General features: G+C 66.1%; 24 protein-coding genes. 12 read left to right on the top strand and 12 right to left on the bottom strand.

Features of this window, described 5'->3' with window-relative positions:
* The first annotated feature begins 8 nt into the window (after positions 1-8).
* The 3 genes from IB232_RS02600 to IB232_RS02590 all read left to right on the top strand — a co-directional run bounded on the left by IB232_RS02600 (position 9) and on the right by IB232_RS02590 (position 3,654).
* The gene (locus IB232_RS02600; protein WP_192397002.1) at positions 9-1,760 is read left to right on the top strand and encodes an amidohydrolase; all 1,752 of its coding nucleotides are present in this window, start codon (positions 9-11) and stop codon (positions 1,758-1,760) included.
* 106 nt (positions 1,761-1,866) lie between these two features.
* A complete protein-coding gene (locus IB232_RS02595) occupies positions 1,867-2,613 on the top strand; it encodes a TorF family putative porin (protein ID WP_192397001.1) in 747 nt (248 codons plus the stop codon).
* Positions 2,614-2,748: 135 nt separating this feature from the next.
* Complete coding sequence (locus tag IB232_RS02590; RefSeq protein WP_192397000.1) at positions 2,749-3,654, top strand: DMT family transporter; 906 nt, start codon at positions 2,749-2,751, stop codon at positions 3,652-3,654.
* 108 nt (positions 3,655-3,762) lie between these two features.
* Here IB232_RS02590 and cysK read toward each other — a convergent pair whose 3' ends face one another.
* Positions 3,763-4,737, bottom strand: coding sequence for a cysteine synthase A (gene cysK, locus IB232_RS02585; protein WP_192396999.1), 975 nt, complete (start codon positions 4,735-4,737; stop codon positions 3,763-3,765).
* Positions 4,738-4,872: 135 nt separating this feature from the next.
* Here cysK and IB232_RS02580 point away from each other — a divergent pair, with 135 nt between their 5' ends.
* The 5 genes from IB232_RS02580 (at position 4,873) to IB232_RS02560 (ending at position 9,218) form a co-directional block, all read left to right on the top strand.
* A complete protein-coding gene (locus IB232_RS02580; protein WP_192396998.1) occupies positions 4,873-5,946 on the top strand; it encodes a DUF748 domain-containing protein in 1,074 nt (357 codons plus the stop codon).
* A 170-nt stretch (positions 5,947-6,116) separates the two neighbouring features.
* A complete protein-coding gene (locus tag IB232_RS02575; RefSeq protein WP_192396997.1) occupies positions 6,117-6,962 on the top strand; it encodes an AAA family ATPase in 846 nt (281 codons plus the stop codon).
* 70 nt (positions 6,963-7,032) lie between these two features.
* A complete protein-coding gene (locus IB232_RS02570) occupies positions 7,033-7,428 on the top strand; it encodes a GFA family protein (RefSeq protein WP_192396996.1) in 396 nt (131 codons plus the stop codon).
* Positions 7,429-7,460: 32 nt separating this feature from the next.
* The gene (locus IB232_RS02565; RefSeq protein WP_192396995.1) at positions 7,461-8,639 is read left to right on the top strand and encodes a vWA domain-containing protein; all 1,179 of its coding nucleotides are present in this window, start codon (positions 7,461-7,463) and stop codon (positions 8,637-8,639) included.
* An 84-nt stretch (positions 8,640-8,723) separates the two neighbouring features.
* Positions 8,724-9,218, top strand: coding sequence for a PaaI family thioesterase (locus tag IB232_RS02560; protein ID WP_192396994.1), 495 nt, complete (start codon positions 8,724-8,726; stop codon positions 9,216-9,218).
* A gap of 41 nt (positions 9,219-9,259) precedes the next feature.
* Here the strand turns inward: IB232_RS02560 and IB232_RS02555 are convergent, their stop codons facing one another.
* From IB232_RS02555 to IB232_RS02540, 4 genes are read right to left on the bottom strand one after another with little or no spacing between them, the layout of a single operon-like run.
* Positions 9,260-9,793: a DUF2937 family protein gene (locus IB232_RS02555; RefSeq protein ID WP_192396993.1), complete on the bottom strand. Its 534-nt coding sequence runs from the start codon at positions 9,791-9,793 to the stop codon at positions 9,260-9,262.
* 2 nt (positions 9,794-9,795) lie between these two features.
* Complete coding sequence (locus IB232_RS02550) at positions 9,796-10,575, bottom strand: class II glutamine amidotransferase (RefSeq protein WP_192396992.1); 780 nt, start codon at positions 10,573-10,575, stop codon at positions 9,796-9,798.
* A 3-nt stretch (positions 10,576-10,578) separates the two neighbouring features.
* Entirely contained in the window at positions 10,579-11,022 is a 444-nt protein-coding gene (locus IB232_RS02545; RefSeq protein ID WP_192396991.1) for an HIT family protein, read from the bottom strand.
* 50 nt (positions 11,023-11,072) lie between these two features.
* Positions 11,073-11,552: an MFS transporter gene (locus IB232_RS02540; RefSeq protein ID WP_192396990.1), complete on the bottom strand. Its 480-nt coding sequence runs from the start codon at positions 11,550-11,552 to the stop codon at positions 11,073-11,075.
* 91 nt (positions 11,553-11,643) lie between these two features.
* Here IB232_RS02540 and IB232_RS02535 point away from each other — a divergent pair, with 91 nt between their 5' ends.
* Together IB232_RS02535 and IB232_RS02530 are read left to right on the top strand one after the other, a co-directional pair.
* A complete protein-coding gene (locus IB232_RS02535; RefSeq protein ID WP_192396989.1) occupies positions 11,644-13,680 on the top strand; it encodes a S9 family peptidase in 2,037 nt (678 codons plus the stop codon).
* Entirely contained in the window at positions 13,680-14,105 is a 426-nt protein-coding gene (locus IB232_RS02530) for a hypothetical protein (protein WP_192396988.1), read from the top strand. The genes IB232_RS02535 and IB232_RS02530 overlap by 1 nt, the downstream gene beginning before the upstream one ends.
* Here the strand turns inward: IB232_RS02530 and IB232_RS02525 are convergent.
* Entirely contained in the window at positions 14,089-14,373 is a 285-nt protein-coding gene (locus IB232_RS02525; RefSeq protein ID WP_192396987.1) for a hypothetical protein, read from the bottom strand. The genes IB232_RS02530 and IB232_RS02525 overlap by 17 nt on opposite strands.
* Positions 14,374-14,456: 83 nt before the next feature.
* On the opposite strand from IB232_RS02525, the gene IB232_RS02520 reads away from it, so the two are divergent.
* Positions 14,457-14,810, top strand: coding sequence for a YajD family HNH nuclease (locus IB232_RS02520; protein WP_192396986.1), 354 nt, complete (start codon positions 14,457-14,459; stop codon positions 14,808-14,810).
* A gap of 48 nt (positions 14,811-14,858) precedes the next feature.
* On the opposite strand, the gene IB232_RS02515 is transcribed toward IB232_RS02520, so the two are convergent.
* From IB232_RS02515 to rnd, 6 genes are all read right to left on the bottom strand, one after another.
* Positions 14,859-15,398, bottom strand: coding sequence for a hypothetical protein (locus IB232_RS02515; protein WP_192396985.1), 540 nt, complete (start codon positions 15,396-15,398; stop codon positions 14,859-14,861).
* Positions 15,399-15,504: 106 nt separating this feature from the next.
* On the bottom strand, positions 15,505-16,725 hold the full coding sequence (locus IB232_RS02510) for a hypothetical protein (RefSeq protein WP_192396984.1): 1,221 nt from the start codon (positions 16,723-16,725) through the stop codon (positions 15,505-15,507).
* Between the two features lie 58 nt (positions 16,726-16,783).
* Complete coding sequence (locus IB232_RS02505) at positions 16,784-17,233, bottom strand: YcgN family cysteine cluster protein (RefSeq protein WP_192396983.1); 450 nt, start codon at positions 17,231-17,233, stop codon at positions 16,784-16,786.
* A gap of 213 nt (positions 17,234-17,446) precedes the next feature.
* Complete coding sequence (locus tag IB232_RS02500) at positions 17,447-18,373, bottom strand: D-2-hydroxyacid dehydrogenase (RefSeq protein ID WP_192396982.1); 927 nt, start codon at positions 18,371-18,373, stop codon at positions 17,447-17,449.
* Positions 18,373-18,666: a YcgL domain-containing protein gene (locus tag IB232_RS02495; protein WP_137972332.1), complete on the bottom strand. Its 294-nt coding sequence runs from the start codon at positions 18,664-18,666 to the stop codon at positions 18,373-18,375. The genes IB232_RS02500 and IB232_RS02495 overlap by 1 nt, the downstream gene beginning before the upstream one ends.
* Positions 18,663-19,778: a ribonuclease D gene (gene rnd / locus IB232_RS02490; RefSeq protein WP_192396981.1), complete on the bottom strand. Its 1,116-nt coding sequence runs from the start codon at positions 19,776-19,778 to the stop codon at positions 18,663-18,665. The genes IB232_RS02495 and rnd overlap by 4 nt, the downstream gene beginning before the upstream one ends.
* A gap of 135 nt (positions 19,779-19,913) precedes the next feature.
* Here rnd and IB232_RS02485 point away from each other — a divergent pair, with 135 nt between their 5' ends.
* Positions 19,914-20,975, top strand: a complete 1,062-nt coding sequence (locus tag IB232_RS02485; RefSeq protein WP_192396980.1) for an SMP-30/gluconolactonase/LRE family protein — start codon at positions 19,914-19,916, stop codon at positions 20,973-20,975.
* Positions 20,976-20,979 lie beyond the last annotated feature (4 nt).

Below are 20,979 nucleotides of genomic sequence, written 5' to 3'. Positions count from 1 at the left end.
AGGGCATCATGAAAAGAGCACTACTGGCGAGCGCACTGGCTTTTTCCTCAATGGAAGCCATGGCCGCCGCTGACCTTATCCTGTTCAACGGCCAGGTGTTCACCGCCGAGTCCGGCCAACCACGTGCCCAGGCCGTGGCGGTGGAAGACGGCAAGATCCTCGAAGTGGGCAGCGATGCGCAGATTCTCGCCCTGGCCGATGCCGATACCCGCCGCATCGACCTGGCCGGCAAGGTGCTGATGCCGGGCATGATCGACACCCACAGCCACCCGGTAATGGGCGCCCTGGCCAGCCTGCGCGCCAACCTGTACGACGAGGTCAAACCGCTGGCCGAACTGGAACAGTGGATCATCGAGCAGGATGCGGCCGGCACCGCGCGCCTGGGCGACATCGTGGTGATCTCCGGCGCCAGCTCGGCCTACTGGAAAGACAGCCGCGCACTGGCCAAGCGCTTCAACCAGGGCCGCTGGGCCGAGCAGCCGCTGGTGCTCGACGGCATCGACGGCCACACCGGCTGGGCCAACCAGGCCATGCTGCGCCGCGTCGGCATCGACGCCGCGCTGATCAAGACCCTGGCCGAAAAGGAGGCCAGCTACATCGAACACGAGGCGGATCTGACGCCCACCGGCTACCTCAGCGAAACCGGCTGGGACCGGGTGCGCAGCCAGCTGCCCAAGCCCTCGGACGCGATGATGCTGACGGCCGCCCGCGAGGCCGTGCGGATCAACCTGGAGGTGGGCGTCACTGCCTGGATGGACGCGGCGGCCAATGGCGGCGGCGAGCAGTCGCTGTTCGAGATGCGTCCGACCACCAAGGACCTCGGCGTGCTACCGCTGTACCGCGCGCTGGCCGAGAAAGGCGAGCTGAACGTGCACGTGGCCGCCCTGCTGCTGACCCATCCGCAGAGCAAACCGGACGATCTCGCCGTACAGGCCGACGTGATGCGCCAGTTCGCCGGCGTGCCCAACCTGACCTTCCCCGGCCTCAAGGTGTTCGTCGACGGTATCCTCGAGTACCCGGGGCAGACCGCCGCGGTAATCGACCCGTACACCAACAGCCACAAGCAGGGTCAGTTGCTGATCGATCCCAAGGGTTTCGGCCCGCTGGTGGCGGCCGCCGAGAAACGTGGCTGGATAGTGCACATGCATGCGGTCGGCGACCGGGCCGTGCGTGAGTCGCTGAATGCCGTGCAGTACGCCCGCCAGCAGAGCCCGGCGCCGGTACCACACAGCATCAGCCACCTGCAGCTGGTCAATCCCAAGGAGTTCCCGCGCTTCAAGGAGCTCGGCGTGATCGCCTCCATGCAGCTGCTGTGGGCCACCGCTGAGAGCTACACCGAGGAACTGGTCAAGCCCTATGTCAGCGCCTACGCCTACCGCTTCCAGTACCCGGCGCGCTCGCTGCACAAGGCCGGCGCCACCATCGCCGGCGCCAGCGACTGGCCGGTGTCCAGTCCCAACCCGTGGAACGCCATCGCCCAGGCCAGCACCCGCAAGGGCCCGCTCGGCGTGCTCAACGCCGCCGAGAGCATCGACCGCGAGACCATGCTGCGCGCCTACACCATCAACGCCGCCAAGACCCTGCGCCTGGACGACCGCATCGGCTCGCTGGCCCCGGGCAAGCAGGCCGACCTGATCTTGCTCGACCGCGACGTGTTCAAGGTCAGCGACGCCGAACTGTTCGACACCAAGGTGCTGCAGACCTGGTTCGCCGGCAAGCCGGTGTACCAGGCCGCCGCGGACCTCGCGCAGAACGACTGACCAGCACTCCAGCACCCCACCCTACCGCGCGCCACTGGCGCTGCGGCGGGGCGGTGCGCCCCGCATTTATCTGCCGCCCTATAAACACAACGACAAAGGCTTATCCATGCGCACCTCTCGACACCTCACCCTGGCCCTCGCGGCCCTGGCCTGCAACCTGCAGGCAAACGCCATCGAACTCAGCGAAAACCTGGCCCTGGTCATCACCCCCGCCGTGACCAGCGACTACCGCTCCAGCGGCATCTCGCAGACCATGGGCGACCCCGCCGCCCAGCTCGACGTGATGCTCAGCCACGCCAGCGGCGCCTACCTCGGCGCCTGGACCAGCAACGTGGAATACGGCTACGACTGGGAAAAGGACGACGACTTCGGCACCCGCCAGGAGGTCGACTACTACGCCGGTTACTACTGGCAGATCAGCGACGACATCAGCCTGGACACCATGTACAGCAAGTACACCTATCCGGGCGAAAGCCAGTTCAACATGAGCGACATCATCGTCACCCTGGAGGCCTATGGCGTCTATGTCGGCGGCAAGTACTCGATCGACACCGACGACGACCAGCTCACCTCCTACATCGGCTATCGCACCCAGCTGCCCTGGGATCTGGGCCTGGACGTGCGCTTCGAGAACGTCGACTACAAGGACGACGTGTTCTTCAACGCCGACTACAGCCGCGCCCGCCAGGACTACGACAACTGGTACGTCTCGCTCAACCGCGACCTGCTGGGCGTGACCTGGGGCCTAAGCTATGTCGACACCGACCTGTCGGATGCCGAGTGCCTGAGCTTCTCCGGCTACGAGGACCTGTGCGGCACCGGGCTGATCGCCAGCGCCAGGAAAGTGTTCTAGGACGCTACTGCCAGGGACGGCACCTCCAGCGCCCTACGACGCCCGACGCAACTGTATGTTCGATTTGAAAGTCAGCTGCGGATTGCGTCACTCGGTTGGCGGCGTAAGCTGGCTGCTCCTGCCTGGAGCCGCTCCATGAAACCTGCCGACCTGTTCCGTCTGCTGCTGCTCGCCGCCATCTGGGGCGCCAGCTTCCTGTTCATGCGCATTACCGTGCCGGTGCTGGGCAGCCTGCCTACCGCCTTCTTCCGCGCCAGCCTCGGCGCCCTCGGTCTGCTGGCCATGCTGCTGGTACTGCGCCCGGTGTGGGACTTCCGCGGCAAGTTCAAGGCCTGCCTGGTGCTGGGCGTGATCAACGCCGGCCTGCCCTCGGTGATGTACTGCCTGGCGGCGCTGGTATTGCCGGCCGGCTACTCGTCGATCTTCAACGCCACCACGCCGCTGATGGGCGTGCTGATCGGCGCCCTGTTCTTCAGCGAGGCGATGACCCCGAGCAAGGCCGCCGGCGTGGCGCTGGGCCTGTTCGGCGTGGCCGTGCTGACCCGCACCGGCCCGGTGGCCTTCGACCTGCCGCTGCTGCTGGGCGCCGCCGCGTGCCTGGTGGCGACCATCTGCTACGGCTTCGCCGGCTTCCTCACCCGCCGCTGGATCGGCCAGCAGGGCGGCCTGGACAACCGCCTCACCGCCTTCGCCAGCCTGGTCGGTGCCAGCCTGTTCCAGCTGCCACTGCTGGCCGGCAGCCTGGCCTGGCAGATGCCGACCAGCTGGGGCGGGCCCGAAGTGTGGCTGTCGCTGGCCGCCCTCGGCCTGGTCTGCACCGCCTTCGCCTACGTCCTGTACTTCCGCCTGCTGGCCGACATCGGCCCGATCAAGGCCTCCACCACCACCTTTCTGATCCCGCCGTTCGGCGTGCTGTGGGGAGCGATGCTGCTGGGCGAACCGCTGAGTTGGGCCTACCTGCCAGGCTGCGCGCTGATCGCCGTGGCCTTGTGGCTGGTGGTGCGACCCAGCAGCCCGGCGCCAGCCCCGGCCAAAGCCTGAAGGCTGAAACGAAAAAGCCGCCCGAGGGCGGCTTTTCTACATCCGTAGCCCGGACTTCAGTCCGGGAGCGTCTCCCCGGACCGAAGTCCGGGCTACGGCTGAAGCCGTCTACTGCTGCAGCTCCTGCTCGGTAAACAGATCACTGAACAGCATGCTGGACAAATAGCGCTCGCCCGAGTCCGGCAGGATCACGACTATGGTCTTGCCCTGCATCTCCGGCTTCTCGGCCAGGCGCACGGCGGCGACCATGGCGGCGCCGCAGGAGATGCCGCAGAGGATGCCCTCCTCCTGCATCAGGCGCAGGGCCATGGCCTTGGACTCGTCGTCGCCGACCTGCTCGACGCGGTCAACGATGGACAGGTCGAGGTTCTTCGGCACGAAGCCGGCGCCGATGCCCTGGATCTTGTGCGGGCTCGGCTTGACCTCCTCGCCGGCCATGGTCTGGCTGATCACCGGCGAGGCGATCGGCTCCACCGCCACCGAGAGGATCGGCTTGTGCCGGCTGTTCTTGATGTAGCGCGACACGCCGGTGATGGTGCCGCCGGTGCCGACGCCGGCCACCAGCACGTCCACCGCGCCGTCGGTGTCGTTCCAGATTTCCGGGCCGGTGGTCTTCTCGTGGATAGCCGGGTTGGCCGGGTTGTCGAACTGTCCCGGCAGGAAGTACTTGCTCGGGTCGGAGGAGGCGATCTCGCTGGCCTTCTCGATGGCGCCCTTCATGCCCTTGGCCGGCTCGGTCAGCACCAGCTCGGCACCCAGGGCCTTGAGCACCTTGCGCCTTTCCAGGCTCATGGAAGCCGGCATGGTCAGGATCAGCTTGTAGCCACGGGCGGCGGCGACGAAGGCCAGGCCGATGCCGGTGTTGCCGGAGGTCGGCTCGACCAGGGTCATGCCCGGCTTGAGCAGGCCGCGGGATTCGGCATCCCAGATCATGTTGGCGCCGATCCGGCACTTCACCGAATAGCCGGGATTGCGGCCCTCGATCTTGGCCAGGATGGTCACGCCCTTGGGGCCCAGGCGGTTGATCTGCACCAGCGGAGTGTTGCCGATGGACTGGGCGTTGTCGGAATAGATGCGGCTCATGATCCTTTGTCCTTGTCGAAAACCGAGGCCAAACAGCCTAAGCCCGGCCGCCCGGATCGTCCAGCGCAGACGGGTCGAACTCCGCGCCACAACGGGCAGTCCATCAACAAACACCCGCTGCGACGGACGCCAACCATGAAACGCCGCTACAGCCTGCCGCTCTATATCGTGCTCGGACTGCTTGCCCTGCTGCTGGTCCTGCACCTGACTCTGCCCTACCTGGTCCGCGACTACCTCAACGAAAAGCTGGCGGACATGGGCGACTACCGTGGCCAGGTCGCCGACGTGGACCTGGCCTGGTGGCGCGGTGCCTACCGCATCAACGGCCTGCAGATCGTCAAGGTCGATGGCGACGTGCCGGTGCCGCTGCTGGACGCCCCAGCCATCGACCTGGCGGTGAGCTGGCACGCCCTGTGGTACGACCACGGCGTGGTCGCACGGGTGTTGTTCGAAAGCCCCGAGCTGAACTTCGTCGATGGCGGCGAACGCCCCGAGGACACCCAGACCGGTGCCGGCGTGGACTGGCGCGCGCAGCTGGAAAAGCTGCTGCCGATCACCCTCAACGAGATCCGCGTGGTCAACGGCCGCATCACCTTCCGCAACTTCACCTCGCAGCCACCGGTGGACCTGCAGGCCAGCGACGTCAACGCCAGCCTGTACAACCTGACCAACGTCGCCGATGAACGCGGTGAACGGGTGGCGCGCTTCGAGGGCCACGCCCTGCTGCTCAACCATGCGCCGCTGGAGGCCACCGCGGTGTTCGATCCCTTCGAGAACTTCGAGGACTTCGAATTCCGCCTGCGCGCCACCGATATTGAATTGCGCCAGCTCAACGATTTCTCCAGCGCCTATGGCAAGTTCGACTTCAACGCCGGCCACGGCGACATCGTGATCGAGGCCACCGCCGACGAGGGCCAGCTCAGCGGTTATATCAAGCCGCTGCTGCGCGATGTCGACGTGTTCAACTGGCAGCAGGACGTGGAGCAGGAGTCCAGGGGCTTCTTCCGTTCCATCTGGGAAGCCCTGGTCGGCGGCGGCGAGACTGCGCTGCGCAACCAGCCCACCGACCAGTTCGCCACCCGCGTCGAGCTCAGGGGCAATGTCCACCAGCAGAACGTCAGCGGACTGCAGGCGTTCCTCGGGATACTGCGCAACGCCTTCATCGAGGCCTTCAACAGCCGTTTCGAGAACCCGCCGCCGGAACAGTGAACAGGGCGATCCCGCCAATTTCGCAGCCGATATCGGCCTGACCCGCCATTCAGTGACTGAATGGCGCGTCTGCGTTCACAGTCCACCGCCGCGCGCGTTATAGTCGGGCCTTCAGTCACTACCGAACCAGCCGGCAGCGCCCCGTGGCGCGGTCGTTCGAGGATTTGCAGATGAAGTTCGAAGGCACCCAGTCCTACGTCGCCACCGACGACCTCAAGCTCGCGGTCAACGCCGCCATCACCCTGCAGCGCCCGCTGCTGGTCAAGGGCGAGCCGGGCACCGGCAAGACCATGCTAGCCGAGCAACTGTCCGCAGCCTTCGGCGCCAAGCTGATCACCTGGCACATCAAGTCCACCACCAAGGCCCACCAGGGCCTGTACGAGTACGATGCGGTCAGCCGCCTGCGCGATTCGCAGCTGAACTCCGAGAAGGTCCACGACGTTCGCAACTACATCAAGAAGGGCAAGCTGTGGGAGGCCTTCGAGGCCGAGGAGCGAGTGATCCTGCTGATCGACGAGATCGACAAGGCCGACATCGAGTTCCCCAACGACCTGCTGCAGGAACTCGACAAGATGGAGTTCTACGTTTACGAGACCAACGAGACGATCAAGGCCAAGCAGCGCCCGATCATCATCATCACCTCGAACAACGAGAAGGAGCTGCCGGACGCCTTCCTGCGCCGCTGCTTCTTCCACTACATCGCCTTCCCGGACCGCGACACCCTCAAGCAGATCGTCGACGTGCACTACCCGAACATCAGCGGCGAGCTGGTGGCCGAGGCCCTCGACGTGTTCTTCGACGTGCGCAAGGTGCCGGGCCTGAAGAAGAAGCCGTCCACCAGCGAACTGGTCGACTGGCTGAAGCTGCTGATGGCGGACAATATCGGCGAGGCCGTGCTGCGCGAGCGCGACCCGACCAAGGCCATCCCGCCGCTGGCCGGCGCCCTGGTGAAGAACGAGCAGGACGTACAGCTGCTCGAGCGCCTGGCCTTCATGAGCCGCCGCGCCAGCCGCTGAGCCCAGCCTCCCCTCTCCCGTTGGGAGAGGCCGGGGTGAGGGAGCCTGACCCACGCGAGAGGTATCCAGTATGCATAGCGGCAGCTGCCTGTGCGGCGCAGTGAAGTACCAGCTCGATGCGCCCATCGAATCGGCCAGCCATTGCCATTGCAGCCAATGCCGCAAGGCCCATGGCGCGGCGTTCGGCAGCTACGGCAACGTGCCCTGGAGCAGCTTCCGCTGGACCGCCGGCGAGGACTCGGTAGCCCGCTACCACTCCTCCCCCGGCGTGAGCCGGACCTTCTGCCGGCAGTGCGGCGCCACCCTGCAGTGGTACAGCGACCACGCCAACCCGGAAACGGTCGGCATCGCCCTGGGCACACTGGACACGCCGCTGGGCGAGGTCCCGCAGAAGCACATCTATTGCGAATCCAAGGCCGACTGGTACGCCATCGCCGACGGCCTGCCCCAGGAACGAAGCTCCTGAGGCCTCACAGATAAACAGACGAGGGTGCAGCCATGCTGCTCAACCTGTTCAACGAAATGCGCGCGGCCAAGGTTCCGGTCTCGGTGCGCGAGCTGCTCGACCTGATCAACGCGCTGAAACAGCACGTGATCTTCGCCGACATGGACCAGTTCTATTTCCTCGCCCGCACGGTGATGGTCAAGGACGAGCGCCACTTCGACAAGTTCGACCGCGCCTTCGCCGCCTACTTCAAGGGCTTGGAGAAGCTCGACGACTTCCTCGAGACCATGATCCCCGATGAATGGCTGCGCAAGGAATTCGAGCGCCACCTGACCGACGAGGAGCGCGCGCAGATCCAGTCCCTCGGCGGCCTGGACAAACTGATCGAGGAGTTCAAGAAGCGCCTCGAGGAGCAGAAGGAACGCCACGCCGGCGGCAACAAGTGGATCGGCACCGGCGGCACCAGCCCGTTCGGCTCCGGCGGCTACAACCCGGAAGGCATCCGCGTCGGCGACGCCGGCAAGCGCCAGGGCAAGGCTGCCAAGGTGTGGGACCAGCGCGAGTACAAGAACCTCGACGACCAGGTCGAGCTGGGCACCCGCAACATCAAGGTGGCCCTGCGCCGCCTGCGCAAGTTCGCCCGCGAGGGCGCCGCGGAAGAATTCGACCTCGGCGGCACCATCGACCACACGGCCAAGGACGGCGGCCTGCTCAACATCCAGATGCGCCCGGAACGGCGCAACACGGTGAAGCTGTTGCTGCTGTTCGACATCGGCGGCTCGATGGACGCGCACATCAAGGTCTGCGAAGAACTGTTCTCGGCCTGCAAGACCGAGTTCAAGCACCTCGAATACTTCTACTTCCACAACTTCGTTTACGAGAGCGTGTGGAAGAACAACCTGCGCCGCACCAGCGAGCGCTTCTCCACCCTCGACCTGCTGCACAAGTACGGCCCGGACTACAAAGTGATCTTCGTCGGCGACGCCGCCATGGCGCCCTATGAGATCACCCAGCCCGGCGGCAGCGTGGAGCACTGGAACGAGGAAGCCGGCTACGTGTGGATGAAGCGCTTCATGGAGAAGTACAAGAAGCTCATCTGGATCAACCCCTACCCCAAGGACGCCTGGAACTACACGGCCTCCACCAACATCGTCCGCGAGCTGATCAACGATCAGATGCACCCGCTGACGCTGCGGGGGCTGGAGGAAGGCATGCGCTTCCTCTCCAAGTGACCACGAACGGGCCCGGCGGGCCCGTTCTGCTTTGGGGCGAAAGCCGTTAGGCTTGGCGCGTTATCCCTTCGCAACGAGCCGATCATGCAAGACCTTTCCCTACAGGACGCCGCTGCACCGGACGGTGTCTGTTACGGCTGTGGCAGCCGCAACTCCCATGGCCTGCACATCAAGAGCCGCTGGCACGAAGACGGTGTGCACGTGGTCGCCGAGCACCTGCCCGATCCCATGCACTGCGGCTGGCCGGAGCTGGTCTACGGCGGGCTGATCGCCATGCTGGTGGACTGCCATTCGAACTGGGCCGCCATGGCCTATCACTACCGCGCCGAGGGCCGCGAGCCCGGCAGCCTGCCGCGCATCGAGTGCGTCACCGGCAACCTCGGCATCAAGTTCATCAAGCCGACGCCCATGGGCGTGCCACTGCAGCTGCGCGCCCGCATCGACGGCGAGCCAGGGCGCAAGACCCGGGTGATCTGCGAGGTGTATGCCAGCGATGTGCTGACCGCCATCGGCGACTCGGTTTTCGTGCGCGTGGACACCAGCCAGCTAGCGACCCAGGCCCACGGCAAGCAAGCCTGAGCGTCGCCCAACAAAAAGGCCCCTCGCGGGGCCTTTTTTCATTAGCGCCAGTGGCGCTTCTCGTAGGCGATCGGCTTGTGCTTGCGGCCGATGCCGAGGGTCCAGCCGATGCCCAGGGCGATCAGCTCGGCCAGCCAGGCCAGCACCAGCCCCACACCCAGGCCCCAGTAGATGGCCTGGGGCGCCAGCAGAACCTGGTAGGTGTAGGCGTCGTAGGTTTCCTGCAGCAGGGCCTGGTCGGCGTCGGTCGCCAGGTGCCAGATCTGCGCATACCAGGGGCCCTGCATGGCTAGCCACTCGCCCTCCAGCAGCTCGGAGCGGGTCACCAGATGGCCGATGCTGTCGGCGTCGCTGCGCATCACCTCGTCGGTGCTGGCCCGGTAGTGGGCGACCAGGGCATTGAGGTCGCCGTTGAAGAACTTCGCGGCGGTCTCGCGGAAGCCCAGCAGGCTCTCCTCGGACTCGGCGCGGTGGGCGGCCACGCGCTTGGCGTAGTCGTCGACGAAGCCCGGCACCTGCACGCCGACCAGCAGGCCGAAGGCGAATACCACGAGACGCAAGTAACCCCTGAACATCCTCAATCCCCCATCTGCCCATGGGCGACGCGTTCACCGCGGCGCCACAGGCTCCACTCCCCCGGCTGGAACAGGTTCCAGCGCTCGTTATCGGTCAATGGCTCGGTGGCGATCACCGTCACCACATCGTTCGGCGTGGTTTCCGCCTGGAAGTCCACCGTCAGGTCCGCATCCTTCAGCCGCGCCGGACCGAAGGGCGCACGGCGGGTGATCTGCGCCAGCTTGCTGGAACAGAAGCAGAACAGCCAGTCGCCATCGCTGAGCAGGCAGTTGAACACGCCCTTGCCGCGATAGTCTTGGGCCGCCTGGATCAGCACCGGCAGCAGCACTTCCACCGGCACCGGCTCGGGAAAAGCGCCGCGCACGCGGTTGAGCAGGTCGCAGAAGGCCGCCTCGCTGTCGGTATCGCCAACCGGGCGGTAGAAGTCGAAGCTCGGCGCGAAGCCGGCCAACTGGCCATTGTGGGCGAAGCACCAGTTGCGCCCCCATAGCTCGCGCACGAACGGATGGGTATTGGCCAGGCACACCCGGCCGACATTGGCCTGGCGGATATGGCCGATCACCGTCTCGCTCTTGATCGGGTAGCGCTGTACCAGCTTAGCCACTTCCGAGCCAACGCTGGCCGCCGGGTCCTGGAACAGGCGCAGCCCTCGCCCCTCGTAGAAGGCGATGCCCCAGCCATCGCGGTGCGGGCCGGTACCGCCGCCACGCTGCATCAGCCCGGTGAAGCTGAACACGATGTCGGTGGGCACGTTGGCGCTCATGCCGAGCAGCTCGCACATGGCTCAGGCCTCCTGCAGCGCCGTGCGCAATCGCTCGGCCTCGCGAGCCAAGCGCGCCTCGATACGCTTGCGCTCGAGCGGCAGGAAGCGGGTGAGGATGCGCCAGCACATCGCCGGCAGGTCGCCGTTACGGCGTGGAATCAGGTGCAGGTGCAGGTGCGGAACGTGCTGGTTGGCCACCGGGCCGTCGTTGAGCAGCAGATTGATGCCCAGCACGTCGGGCTCGCTGCGATAGAGCGCCTTGGCCACGCGATCCGCCAGGGCCAGCAAGGCATCGCGCGGCGGCGCCGGTAAGTCGGCGAGAAATGGCGCATGGCCCCTGGCGACGATCAGCACGTGGGCCGGGCGCAGCGGGAAGATATCCAGCAGCACCAGGAAATGTTCGTCCTGGTGAATGATGTGTGCCGGCAGTTGGCCGTCGGCGATGGCGCAGAACACGCAGCTCATGGGCTCTCCTTGTCGCATGCGGCCATGCTAGCGCACGCCGCTACATGCAACTAGAGTCGCGGCTCGATGCGCAGGCGGCGGTAGCCGTAGGCATCCAGGCGGGTGTCGGCGTCGGGGCGCTCTTCGCGGTCCATCAGTTCGCGCAGGGTTGGCTCGTCCTCTTCCACCGCCGCCGCACGCGGGCCCCGGCGATTTTCCCACCAGCGCTCCAATGGCCAGCGCAGAAAGGCGATGGCCAGCCACACGCCGAGGGCGATCAGGCCGTAGATGGCCAGGTCGGCCACCGCGCGCCAGGCGTTTTTGCCCACTTCGAACAGTAGATCGAGGGCGGTGATGGCGATGGCGGGAGCGAACAGCTCCTTGGCCGGATCGACGATGGTCGGTGTCAGTAGCAGCACAGCCACGATCACGCGCAGCGGCTCGCGCAGCCAGCGCCACATCCAGCCCGTCATGCGGAACCACACCAGCAGGCAGCCCAGCGCCGAGATGGCGTAGATGCCCCAGGCGAGCAGATAGTCTTGTTCGGTCATGGCGTTTCGTGGCTTGGCCGGCAAAGGGGCGCTTATGATAGCGGCTTTTGCGCCCCCCGACCTCCCTGCGGTCGCCCGAACGAGAACGATCATGACCGACGCCCCCATTGCCCGCCGCGACACCGGCTCCGACCCCTACCGCTGGCTGGAACAGCGTGATGCCGCCGAGGTGCTCGACCATCTCAAGGCCGAGAACGCCTACCTGGAGCAGCAGCTGGCCGCGCAGGCCGAGCTGCGCGAGGCGCTGTTCCAGGAGATCAAGGGCCGTATCCGCGAAACCGACCTGTCCCTGCCAGTACCCTGGGGGCCTTGGCTGTACTACCAGCGCACCACGGCCGGTGACGAGTACCCGCGCCACTACCGCTGCCCGCGCCCGGCCGACGGCTCGCTGACGGTGGACGAGAGTGCCGAACAGCTGCTGCTCGATCCCAATGCCCTGGCCGGCGACGGCTACCTGTCGCTCGGCGCCTTCACCGTCAGTCCAGACCACTGCCTGCTCGGCTACAGCCTGGATACCGCTGGCGACGAGATCTACCGGCTGTTCGTCAAGGAGCTGGACGGCGGGGCCCTACGCGAGCTGCCATTCGACGACTGCGACGGCCAGATGACCTGGGCCGGCGACAGCCAGACCCTGTTCTTCGTCACCCTGGACGACACCCATCGCCCGCACCGCCTGTATCGCCACAGACTCGGCGCCGAAGGTGCCGAGTTGGTATTCGAGGAGGCCGACGGGCGCTTCTTCCTCAGCTGCTACCGTAGCAGCTCCGAGCGCCAGCTGGTGCTGAGCCTGGGCAGCAAGACCACCAGCGAGGCCTGGGTGCTGGATGCCAACACACCACAGGCCGAGTTCCGCTGCCTGGCGCCACGCCAGGAGGATCACGAGTACGACGTCGATCACGGCCTGCTGGACGGCGAGTGGACCTGGTTCGTGCGCAGCAACCAGGCCGGCATCAACTTCGCCCTGTACGCCGCCAGCGAGGCACAACCGACCCGCGAACACTGGCGCGAGCTGATCGGCCACGATGAGCGACGCATGCTGGAAGGCGTCACCCTCAACCAGGACGCCTTCATCCTCAGCCTGCGCGAGGGTGGCCTGCCGATCATCGAGGTGCACCCACGCTCCGCTGCGCCCTACCCCGTGCAATTGCCGGACGCCGCCTACAGCCTCTATGTGCAGGACAGCCTGGAATTCCACAGCCCGGCGGTCCGCCTGCGCTACGAGGCGCTCAACCGCCCGGCCCAGGTGCGCCAGCTGGAACTGGCCAGCGGCGAGCAGAAAGTGCTTAAGCAGACCCCGGTGGAAGGCCCGTTCGATGCCGACGCCTACGAAAGCCGGCGCCTCTGGGCCACTGCTGCCGATGGCACCCAGGTGCCGATCAGCCTGGTGGCGCGCAAGGAAGTATTGGCAGCCGGCCAGCCCGCCCCGCTCTACCTGTATGGCTACGGCGCCTATGGCGAGAGCCTAGACCCCTGGTTCAGCCATGCGCGCCTGAGCCTGCTGGAGCGCGGTTTCATCTACGCCATCGCCCACGTGCGCGGCGGTGGCGAGCTGGGCGAGGCCTGGTACCGCGCCGGCAAGCTGGAACACAAGCAGAACACCTTCGACGACTTTATCGCCTGTGCCGAGAAGCTGCTCGGCGAAGGCCTCAGCACCCCGGCACAGTTGGTGATCAGCGGCGGCAGCGCCGGCGGCCTGCTGATCGGCGCCGTGCTCAACCAGCGCCCCGAACTGTTCGCCGCGGCCATCGCCGAAGTGCCCTTCGTCGATGTGCTCAACACCATGCAGAACCCCGACCTGCCGCTGACCGTGACCGAGTACGACGAATGGGGCGACCCGAACCAGCCGGAAGTCTTCGAGCGCATCAAGGGCTACGCCCCCTATGAGAACGTACGTGCGCAGGCCTATCCGGCGATCCTCGCCGTGGCCGGCTACAACGACAGCCGCGTGCAGTACTGGGAAGCGGCAAAGTGGGTGGCCAAACTGCGCGCCACCCGTACCGACGCCAACCTGCTGCTGCTCAAGACCGACCTGGGCGCCGGCCACGGCGGCATGAGCGGGCGCTACCAGGCACTCAAGGACGTGGCGCTGGAATATGCGTTTCTGCTCAAGGTGCTGGGAGTCGCTTGATGCAGAACCTGCTCTATCGCTGGCTACTACTGGTCGGCCTCGGTCATGTGGCGCTGGGCATAGCCCTGGCATTGGCCGCCCACCTGCCCATTACCCAGCCCTACTTCGATTACCTGTACGCCAGCGTCGCCACCACACCGCCGCCAGCCGAGTTCCAGACGCTGCTGCGCACCATGGTCGGCCTGTTCGGGCCGACCGTGGCGAGCTGGGGCCTGTTGTTCAGCCTGCTGGTATTCCTCTACCGCGAACATGGCCACCGCCAGATCAAGCCGGCGATCTTCGCCGCCCTGCTGGTCTGGTGCCTGCTGGACAGCGCGATCTCGTTGTATTTCGGGCTGCTATGGCATGCCTATCTCAACACGGCAGCGCTGCTGTCGATTGCCGTACCTCTGCTGGCGCTACGTCCACTCACGGCTTGCCGATAGACTCGGCCGGATGCTGTTGCTGGCTGCGCCGCTGGGTCTCCAGTTGCGGCAGCGGCTTGTCCTTGGGTAGCGCCTGCGGCGGGGACAAGGGTGTACGCGGGCGTTGCGGGTTGACCAGCAGCGGCGGGCTGTTGCGGGGTGCGGGGGTGATGCTGCGCACCTCGGGCTTGCCATAGGGCTGCGGCGTGGCGGTGCCGGGCAGACCCGGCGGCTGAGCCTGGGCACTGAGGCTCAGCGCGAAGATCAGAACGAACACTACGTGGCGCATCGGCGGCTCCAGCGATGTCGGCTTTCGTTCTATTCTGGCAGTCTCGCTATCCAGTAGTTCGCCAGCCGACCGCAGGTACCCCCATGAACAAGCTCGACCAGATACTCGCCGAAGCCCAGCACCGGCGCGAGACCAGCTACCGCGAGAAGGCGCTGCGGATTTACCCGCACATCTGCGGGCGCTGCGGCCGCGAGTTCAGCGGCAAGCGCCTGAGCGAGCTGACCGTGCATCACCGCGATCACAACCACGACAACAATCCGGAAGACGGCTCCAACTGGGAGCTGCTGTGCCTGTACTGCCACGACAACGAGCACCAGCGTCAGGTCGATCTGCATTACCAGAAGGAGGAAGCCCCCGTGGCCGGCTCCGGCAACAAGGTCACCCACAAGGCTCTGGCCGGCCTGGAGGCACTGCTGAAGAACAAGCCCCAGGCCTGAAACGAAAACGCCCGCTGCAAGAGCGGGCGCCTGTTCCCATCTGCTCGATCAGAGCATGTGGTTCTTCTTGAACTGCTGAATGGTGGTTTCCGGACGGCCCTCTTCCTTCTGCAGACCGTAGGTCACAGTCTTGCCTTCCGGACCGCCGCCGATGTCGGTGTAGCGGAAGATCGGCTCGCCCAGCTTGATCATGTCCTGCATGTCGCCGTAGCGCTTGAACACGTAGATGCTGCCGTCCTGACGCACCTCACCGTAGAACGGGTCGGCCGGTACTTGCGAGACCTTGAAGAAGCGGTAGGCGGCAATCTTGTCCAGGGCCTTGCCCTGATCCTCGGCACGCAGGGCCAGAATGACTTCCTGGCCAGCAGGATCCTTCTCCTCCAGCGGCCGCAGCACCGGAGCCTGACCGCTAACGAGGAAGTCCTTGAACACTTGGTAGTCGTCGAAGACAAATACCTGGGTTTCGCTACGCACCTGATACCAGTCCTCGTTGTTCAACGGCTCCGGCTTGGATGCCGACATGGGCGCGGCGCAGGCGGCGAGGGTCGCGGCCAGCATGGCGATGGACAACGGTTTGAGGATGGACATGGCAACTCCTGATGGCTGTTGTAATGGCCGAGCAAGTTGCCGCAATTGCATGACGGACGGATGAAGGGCCCGTGTCAGTTGCATGACGACAGGCCCGGCGTGGCGATCAGCGCAGCAGTTTGCTGTCCAGCACTTCCGAGCCACGGCCCATGACATTCTCGCTGATCTCGATGAAGTCCTTGGTGCTGGCCTTGTCCAGGCGCATCAGGCCGCGGGTGACGTCATCCAGCGAGCGCTGGTTGTCGGTGTTCTTGCGAATCTCGCGATCCAGTTCCTGCATCAGCAGCACCGCGCGGGCGGTGACCGGACCGGTGGAAGCCTCAGTGCGCAGGCTCTCGACCTTCTTACTCCAATTCAGCAGCTTCTTGCGGATGGCCTGGTAGCGGTCCTCGCTCATGCCACCGGCGCGGCGCACCAGCTCGATGGCGTAGTACTCGGCCAGGCCCTCGCTGATCCAGTCGCTCTTGTCGGTATCGCGGATGCGACTGAACACGTGGACCAGCTCGTGCACCAGCGAGCTGGTGCCGTTCTCGCTGACCAGGGGACGGTCGGCATGGAAGAAGATCGAGTTGGGCGCCGACAGGCCACCGCGCCACATGGGGTCGCCGGCGCCGACGATGAGCAGCTTGCCCGGGTCGCGCGGGAACACCGATTGGGCCTCGGGCCAGATGAAAGTCAGCAGGGTGAGCACGTCCATGCGGCGCATGCCCTCGCCCACCGGCGCGGCCACGGTCACGTCGGTGTCGCTGAGCTGGGCGCGGCGGCTGCCGATCTTGCCGGCCAGGATCCAGCCGGTGGGACGGTCGAACTTGCGCGCCGGGTTGTCGATACGGAACTTGCTCTCACCGACCTTGGGCCAGCCGGTTTCCACGCCATTCCATCCCTTGGGCAGCTCGAACTGCAGGCGCGAGACAAGCTCGACCTTGTCTTCCTTGACCATGTGCGCGCTGGGCACCAGGTCATCGCCGCGCACCAGCGCCCAGTCCTCGGTCATGCGGGCGTCGAACTTGTCGTTGCTGCGCGGGTGGTCGATGCGCACCTTGTAGCTCAGGCTGCTCTTACCTTTGCCCGGCTGCCAGGTGCCGCGCTCGGGGCTGTCCTGGGTCCAGGTGCCTTCGGCGCTGAAGTCGCTGTAGTAGCCCTTGTCGCCCAGGTCGAAGGTCAGGCTGCGGATCTGCTCGCCCTGCTCCAGGGTCAGGCTGACTTCGGCCACGCCGCTGTCCGGTACGAAGCGCACCTGGTAATCCAGATCAACACGCTTGGCCGCCCACAGGGGCGCGCTCAGGCCGAGCAGTAGGGTAGCGGTCAGCAGCTTGCGGGCGGGCATCGAAAGGCTCCATGCGATGGGGTTGAGCAACCTTGGACCCGCGCCGGAGGGGAAAGACTCAACCGGCGCGGAAGATCAGATGATCCTCCCAGTCTTCCTCGGCCACGCTGCCTTCGGCAAGCATGCGCCCGGACTGGGAAATGCGTTCGTGGTGCACGGCATCGGGATCGCCGCAGACCAGATGATGCCAGAGCGGCAGGTCCTTGCCCTCGCTGACCAGGCGGTATCCGCAGGTCGGCGGCAGCCACTTGAACTCGTCGGCCTGGGCCGGGGTGAGCTGCACGCAGTCCGGCACCTGGGCACGGCGATTAGGGTAGTCGCTGCAGCGGCAGGTCTTCAGGTCCAGCAGTTTGCAGGCGATGCGCGTGTAGTAGACGCTGCCGTCGTCCTCGTCTTCCAGCTTCTGCAGGCAGCACAGGCCACAGCCGTCGCACAGCGACTCCCACTCGTCCTGGTCGAGCTGGGCGAGGGTCTTGCGTTTCCAGAAGGGTTGAACGATGGCGGCCATGGCGAGAGTACAGCGGGTAAAGGCGCGGCAGTCTAGCCGCAGACGAATCCGCGGCCAAGCGCAGCCCGTCAGAGTCTGCTTTACGATCTCGCGAGCGAGAGAAAAACCAGGCGAAAACAGCTGAGGAAGCGGAGTTTACAAGTAGTAAATGAGCATTCCGAAGCTGCTTTCAACGCGGCTTTTCCGACGCGCAACAGATCGCAAACAGATCTCTTAGTAGCCGCGGGCGAAGTCCACCTCGCCGCGCAAGGCCTGGCCATCGTGGTAGCGCTGCAGATTGTCGAGGAACAGCCTGGCCATGGCGGCCGGCTCGGTAGGCGCCGAGCTGTGGCCGGTGAGCAGCAGGCGCGGCGCATCCCAGAACGGGTGGCCGGCGGGCAGTGGCTCCTCGCGGCAGACGTCGATCACCGCCCCCGCCAGCTGCCCCGCACGCAAGGCCGCCACAAGGTCGGCATCGACCACCGCCACGCCGCGACCGGCGTTGATGAACAGAGCCTCGGCGCGCATGCCGGCGAACAGCGCCGCGTCGTAGAGATCGCGGGTGGCCGGGGTATCCGGCAGCACGTTGACCAGGCAATCGGCCCACGCCGCCTGCTCGGCCAGTGCGTCCAGGCCATGCACTTCGGCGAAGGGCGCGATGGCGCGCGGCTGGCGGGCGATGCCGCGCAGCTCGACGCCGAAGGGCAAGAGGAAGCGGGCGATGTCGCTGCCGATATCGCCGGCGCCGACGATCAGCACCTTGCAGCCGCGCAGACTCGGCGGCGCCTGGTTGTCCCAGCGCTGCTCGACCTGGCTGGCCAGGCGCGCCAGCACCCGGCGACGGTGGAGCAACAGGTAGGTCAGCACATACTCGGCCATCGGCTGGCCGAAGATGCCCACCGCGCGGGTCAGGCGATAGTCGCGCGGCAGGCCGATCCCCAGCAGCGGCGTAATGCCGGCCCAGGTGGATTGCAGCCAGTCCGGACGCAGGCCCTGGCGCAACAGCGGCAGCAGCAGATCCGGCTGACCGAGCCAGATCGGGCAGTCCTGCGCTTCAGCAACTGCGGCCTGCTCGCCGGCCACCAATTGCAGATCGGGCGCGGCGGCGCTCAGCAGCTCGGCATAGCGGGCGTGGTCACGCTCCAGCAGGAGGACGCGCATCAGACCGGGTCGTTGCGGCGCAACAGCTCGTCCGGCAGGTGCTCGATGTACTCATCCTCCGGCGGCGGCATCTGCAGGTGATAACCCTGCTTGTCGAGGTTCTCCAGCACCTGGGCGATGTCCTCACGAGCCAGCTTCTTTTCCGGGGTGAGGATCATCTCGAAGCACAGCTGCGGCGCGCCGAAGGCGGCCAGCAGGCCCTCGGGCACGCGCTTGAGGGCATCGGCCTTGAGCACATAGAGGTACATCTCGTTCTTGCGCGGGCTTTTGTAGATGGAGCAGATCTTCTTCATTGCAGTACGTCCAGCAGGGCTTGGCCCATCAGTTCACGGCGCCATCCGCGCAGGTTGTCCGGCAGCGTCCATGGGCCGTCGGGGTAGCCACTCTTGAGCAGGGCTTCGAGGGATTTCTTGCGCAGCATCAGCTCGGGAGCGATCTGCAGGCGCTCGGCCTCGGCCTGGCCCACCGCGCGCAGCTTCTTCAGCAATGCGCCGGCCTCGATCGGCAGCGGCGCCGGGAGGGTCGCCGGCCACTGTTCCGGCGGCAGCGCGGCGGCCTCGCGGATCATGCGCAGGATGGTCTCGCCATCCTGGCGCACGGTGCGCGGGTGCATGTCCTCGATACGCGCCAGGGCCACGGTGTTGTCCGGCTGGAAGCGCGCCAGCGGCCACAGCGAGTGCTCGCGCAGGATGCGGTTGCGCGGCTGGTTGCGCGCCCGCGCCTGGCGTTCGCGCCAGGCGCACAGGGCACGCAGCACGGCCAGCTGCTGGGACGACAGCTTCCACGCCAGCTTGGATTCCAGGTAGGCCTCGTCCGGGTCGATCTCGCGGCGCAGGTTGCTGACCAGCTCGGCGCCGTCCTCGAGAATCCAGGCCAGCTTGTCTGCCGACAGCTTCGGCAGCAGCGCCTGGTACAGCTCGGCCAGGTGCACGGCATCCTCGGCGGCGTAGCTGACCTGGGTCTCCGACAGCGGCCGCTGCAGCCAGTCGGAACGGGTCTCACCCTTGGGCAGCTCGATGCTCAGCACTTCCTGCACCAGGCGCGAATAGCCCATGGAGAAGCCGATATTGAGGTAGCCGGCGGCCAGCTGGGTGTCGAACAGCGGTGCGGGCAGCGCGCCGGTCAGGCGCAGGAAGACTTCCAGGTCCTCGCTGCAGGAGTGCAGCACCTTGGTCACGGCGCGGTCTTCCAGCAGCTCGGCGAACGGCGCCCAGTCCTTCACTTCGAGCGGATCGACCAGATAAGCACGCTGGCCGTCGCCGACCTGCAACAGGCCGGCGATGGGATAGAAGGTGTCGACCCGCATGAATTCGGTATCGAGGGCGACGAAGGGCAACTGCCGCCACTCGGCGCAATGACGCGCCAGGCTGGCGTCGTCGAGGATCCATTGAATATCGATGGCCACGCGGCACTCCTTGATTGATGCCGCGCAGTATATATGCCCGTGGCTGATACCGGGCATTCACGCCCCTCGCACTGGCAACTCCCAGCCCGCCAGCGTGTAAACTGCCGCGCATTCGCAAACCAGGGAAGAAACACAATGAAAAAGCTCCTCGGCCTACTCGTGCTGGTCGGCCTGGCCATCGGCGCCTTCCTCTACATCACCCCCAGCCCCATCGAACCGCTGGCCTGGAAGCCCCAGACCGCACCGCTGATGACCGGCGTGCTGGAACCCAACGATACCCTGATGAAGGCCGAGCTGCTGGCCCAGGGGCAGATCCATGGCCCGGAAGACACCGCCGTGGATGCCCAGGGCCAGGTCTACGCCGGCCTGCATGACGGGCGCATCGTGCGCATCGGCGCGGACGGCAAGGCACAAACCTTCGCCGCTACAGGCGGCCGCCCGCTGGGCATGGACTTCGACGCCCAGGGCAACCTGATCGTCGCCGACGCCTACAAGGGCCTGCTGCGCATCGACCCGGCCGGCAGGATCGAAGTGCTGGCCACCGAGGCCGAGGGCGGCCCGTTCGTCTTCACCGATGACCTGGATATCGCCAGCGACGGACGCATCTACTTCACCGACGCCTCCAGCAAGTTCCAGCAGCCAGACTACTTGCTCGACCTGCTCGAAGGCCGCCCCTATGGCCGCCTGATGGTGTTCGACCCGGCCACCGGCAAGACCCAGGTGCTGCTCAAGGACCTGTACTTCGCCAACGGCGTGGCCCTGTCGCAGAACGAAGACTTCGTGCTGGTCAACGAGACCTACCGCTACCGCATCCAGCGCTACTGGCTGAAGGGTGAAAAGGCCGGCACCCATGACCTGTTCGCCGACAACCTGCCGGGCATGCCGGACAACCTGCAGGGCGACCGCGCCGGCACCTTCTGGGTGGCCCTGCCCACCCCGCGCAAGAGCGACGCCGATTTCCTCCAGGCCCAGCCCTGGGTCAAGGCCCAGCTGGCCAAGCTGCCGCGCTCGCTGTGGCCGAAGCCCGCCTCCTACGGCCTGGCCATCGCCCTCAATGAGAAAGGCGAGATCGTGCAGAGCCTGCACGACACCAGCGGCACTCACCTGCGCATGGTCACCTCGGTGAAGCCGGTGGGCGACTACCTGTACCTGGGCAGCCTGGACAATGATCGGATCGGCAAGCTGAAAATCCGCTGAGCAC

Origin of the sequence: Pseudomonas sp. PDM15, assembly GCF_014851565.1 — a bacterium.
Classification (GTDB): Bacteria; Pseudomonadota; Gammaproteobacteria; order Pseudomonadales; family Pseudomonadaceae; genus Aquipseudomonas.
Note: the sequence above shows the minus strand (reverse complement) of the source record. Positions and strands in the feature narration are given on the sequence as shown.

Coding starts and splice junctions, on each gene's coding strand:
- IB232_RS02495 (WP_137972332.1), bottom strand. CDS start 18,666: ATGAAGAAGATCTGCTCCATCTACAAAAGCCCGCGCAAGAACGAGATG.
- IB232_RS02485 (WP_192396980.1), top strand. CDS start 19,914: ATGAAAAAGCTCCTCGGCCTACTCGTGCTGGTCGGCCTGGCCATCGGC.
- IB232_RS02515 (WP_192396985.1), bottom strand. CDS start 15,398: ATGTCCATCCTCAAACCGTTGTCCATCGCCATGCTGGCCGCGACCCTC.
- IB232_RS02580 (WP_192396998.1), top strand. CDS start 4,873: ATGAAACGCCGCTACAGCCTGCCGCTCTATATCGTGCTCGGACTGCTT.
- IB232_RS02500 (WP_192396982.1), bottom strand. CDS start 18,373: ATGCGCGTCCTCCTGCTGGAGCGTGACCACGCCCGCTATGCCGAGCTG.
- IB232_RS02570 (WP_192396996.1), top strand. CDS start 7,033: ATGCATAGCGGCAGCTGCCTGTGCGGCGCAGTGAAGTACCAGCTCGAT.
- IB232_RS02505 (WP_192396983.1), bottom strand. CDS start 17,233: ATGGCCGCCATCGTTCAACCCTTCTGGAAACGCAAGACCCTCGCCCAG.
- IB232_RS02560 (WP_192396994.1), top strand. CDS start 8,724: ATGCAAGACCTTTCCCTACAGGACGCCGCTGCACCGGACGGTGTCTGT.
- IB232_RS02565 (WP_192396995.1), top strand. CDS start 7,461: ATGCTGCTCAACCTGTTCAACGAAATGCGCGCGGCCAAGGTTCCGGTC.
- IB232_RS02600 (WP_192397002.1), top strand. CDS start 9: ATGAAAAGAGCACTACTGGCGAGCGCACTGGCTTTTTCCTCAATGGAA.
- cysK (WP_192396999.1), bottom strand. CDS start 4,737: ATGAGCCGCATCTATTCCGACAACGCCCAGTCCATCGGCAACACTCCG.
- IB232_RS02535 (WP_192396989.1), top strand. CDS start 11,644: ATGACCGACGCCCCCATTGCCCGCCGCGACACCGGCTCCGACCCCTAC.
- IB232_RS02525 (WP_192396987.1), bottom strand. CDS start 14,373: ATGCGCCACGTAGTGTTCGTTCTGATCTTCGCGCTGAGCCTCAGTGCC.
- IB232_RS02520 (WP_192396986.1), top strand. CDS start 14,457: ATGAACAAGCTCGACCAGATACTCGCCGAAGCCCAGCACCGGCGCGAG.
- IB232_RS02530 (WP_192396988.1), top strand. CDS start 13,680: ATGCAGAACCTGCTCTATCGCTGGCTACTACTGGTCGGCCTCGGTCAT.
- IB232_RS02595 (WP_192397001.1), top strand. CDS start 1,867: ATGCGCACCTCTCGACACCTCACCCTGGCCCTCGCGGCCCTGGCCTGC.
- IB232_RS02555 (WP_192396993.1), bottom strand. CDS start 9,793: ATGTTCAGGGGTTACTTGCGTCTCGTGGTATTCGCCTTCGGCCTGCTG.
- IB232_RS02545 (WP_192396991.1), bottom strand. CDS start 11,022: ATGAGCTGCGTGTTCTGCGCCATCGCCGACGGCCAACTGCCGGCACAC.
- IB232_RS02540 (WP_192396990.1), bottom strand. CDS start 11,552: ATGACCGAACAAGACTATCTGCTCGCCTGGGGCATCTACGCCATCTCG.
- IB232_RS02510 (WP_192396984.1), bottom strand. CDS start 16,725: ATGCCCGCCCGCAAGCTGCTGACCGCTACCCTACTGCTCGGCCTGAGC.
- IB232_RS02550 (WP_192396992.1), bottom strand. CDS start 10,575: ATGTGCGAGCTGCTCGGCATGAGCGCCAACGTGCCCACCGACATCGTG.
- IB232_RS02575 (WP_192396997.1), top strand. CDS start 6,117: ATGAAGTTCGAAGGCACCCAGTCCTACGTCGCCACCGACGACCTCAAG.
- IB232_RS02590 (WP_192397000.1), top strand. CDS start 2,749: ATGAAACCTGCCGACCTGTTCCGTCTGCTGCTGCTCGCCGCCATCTGG.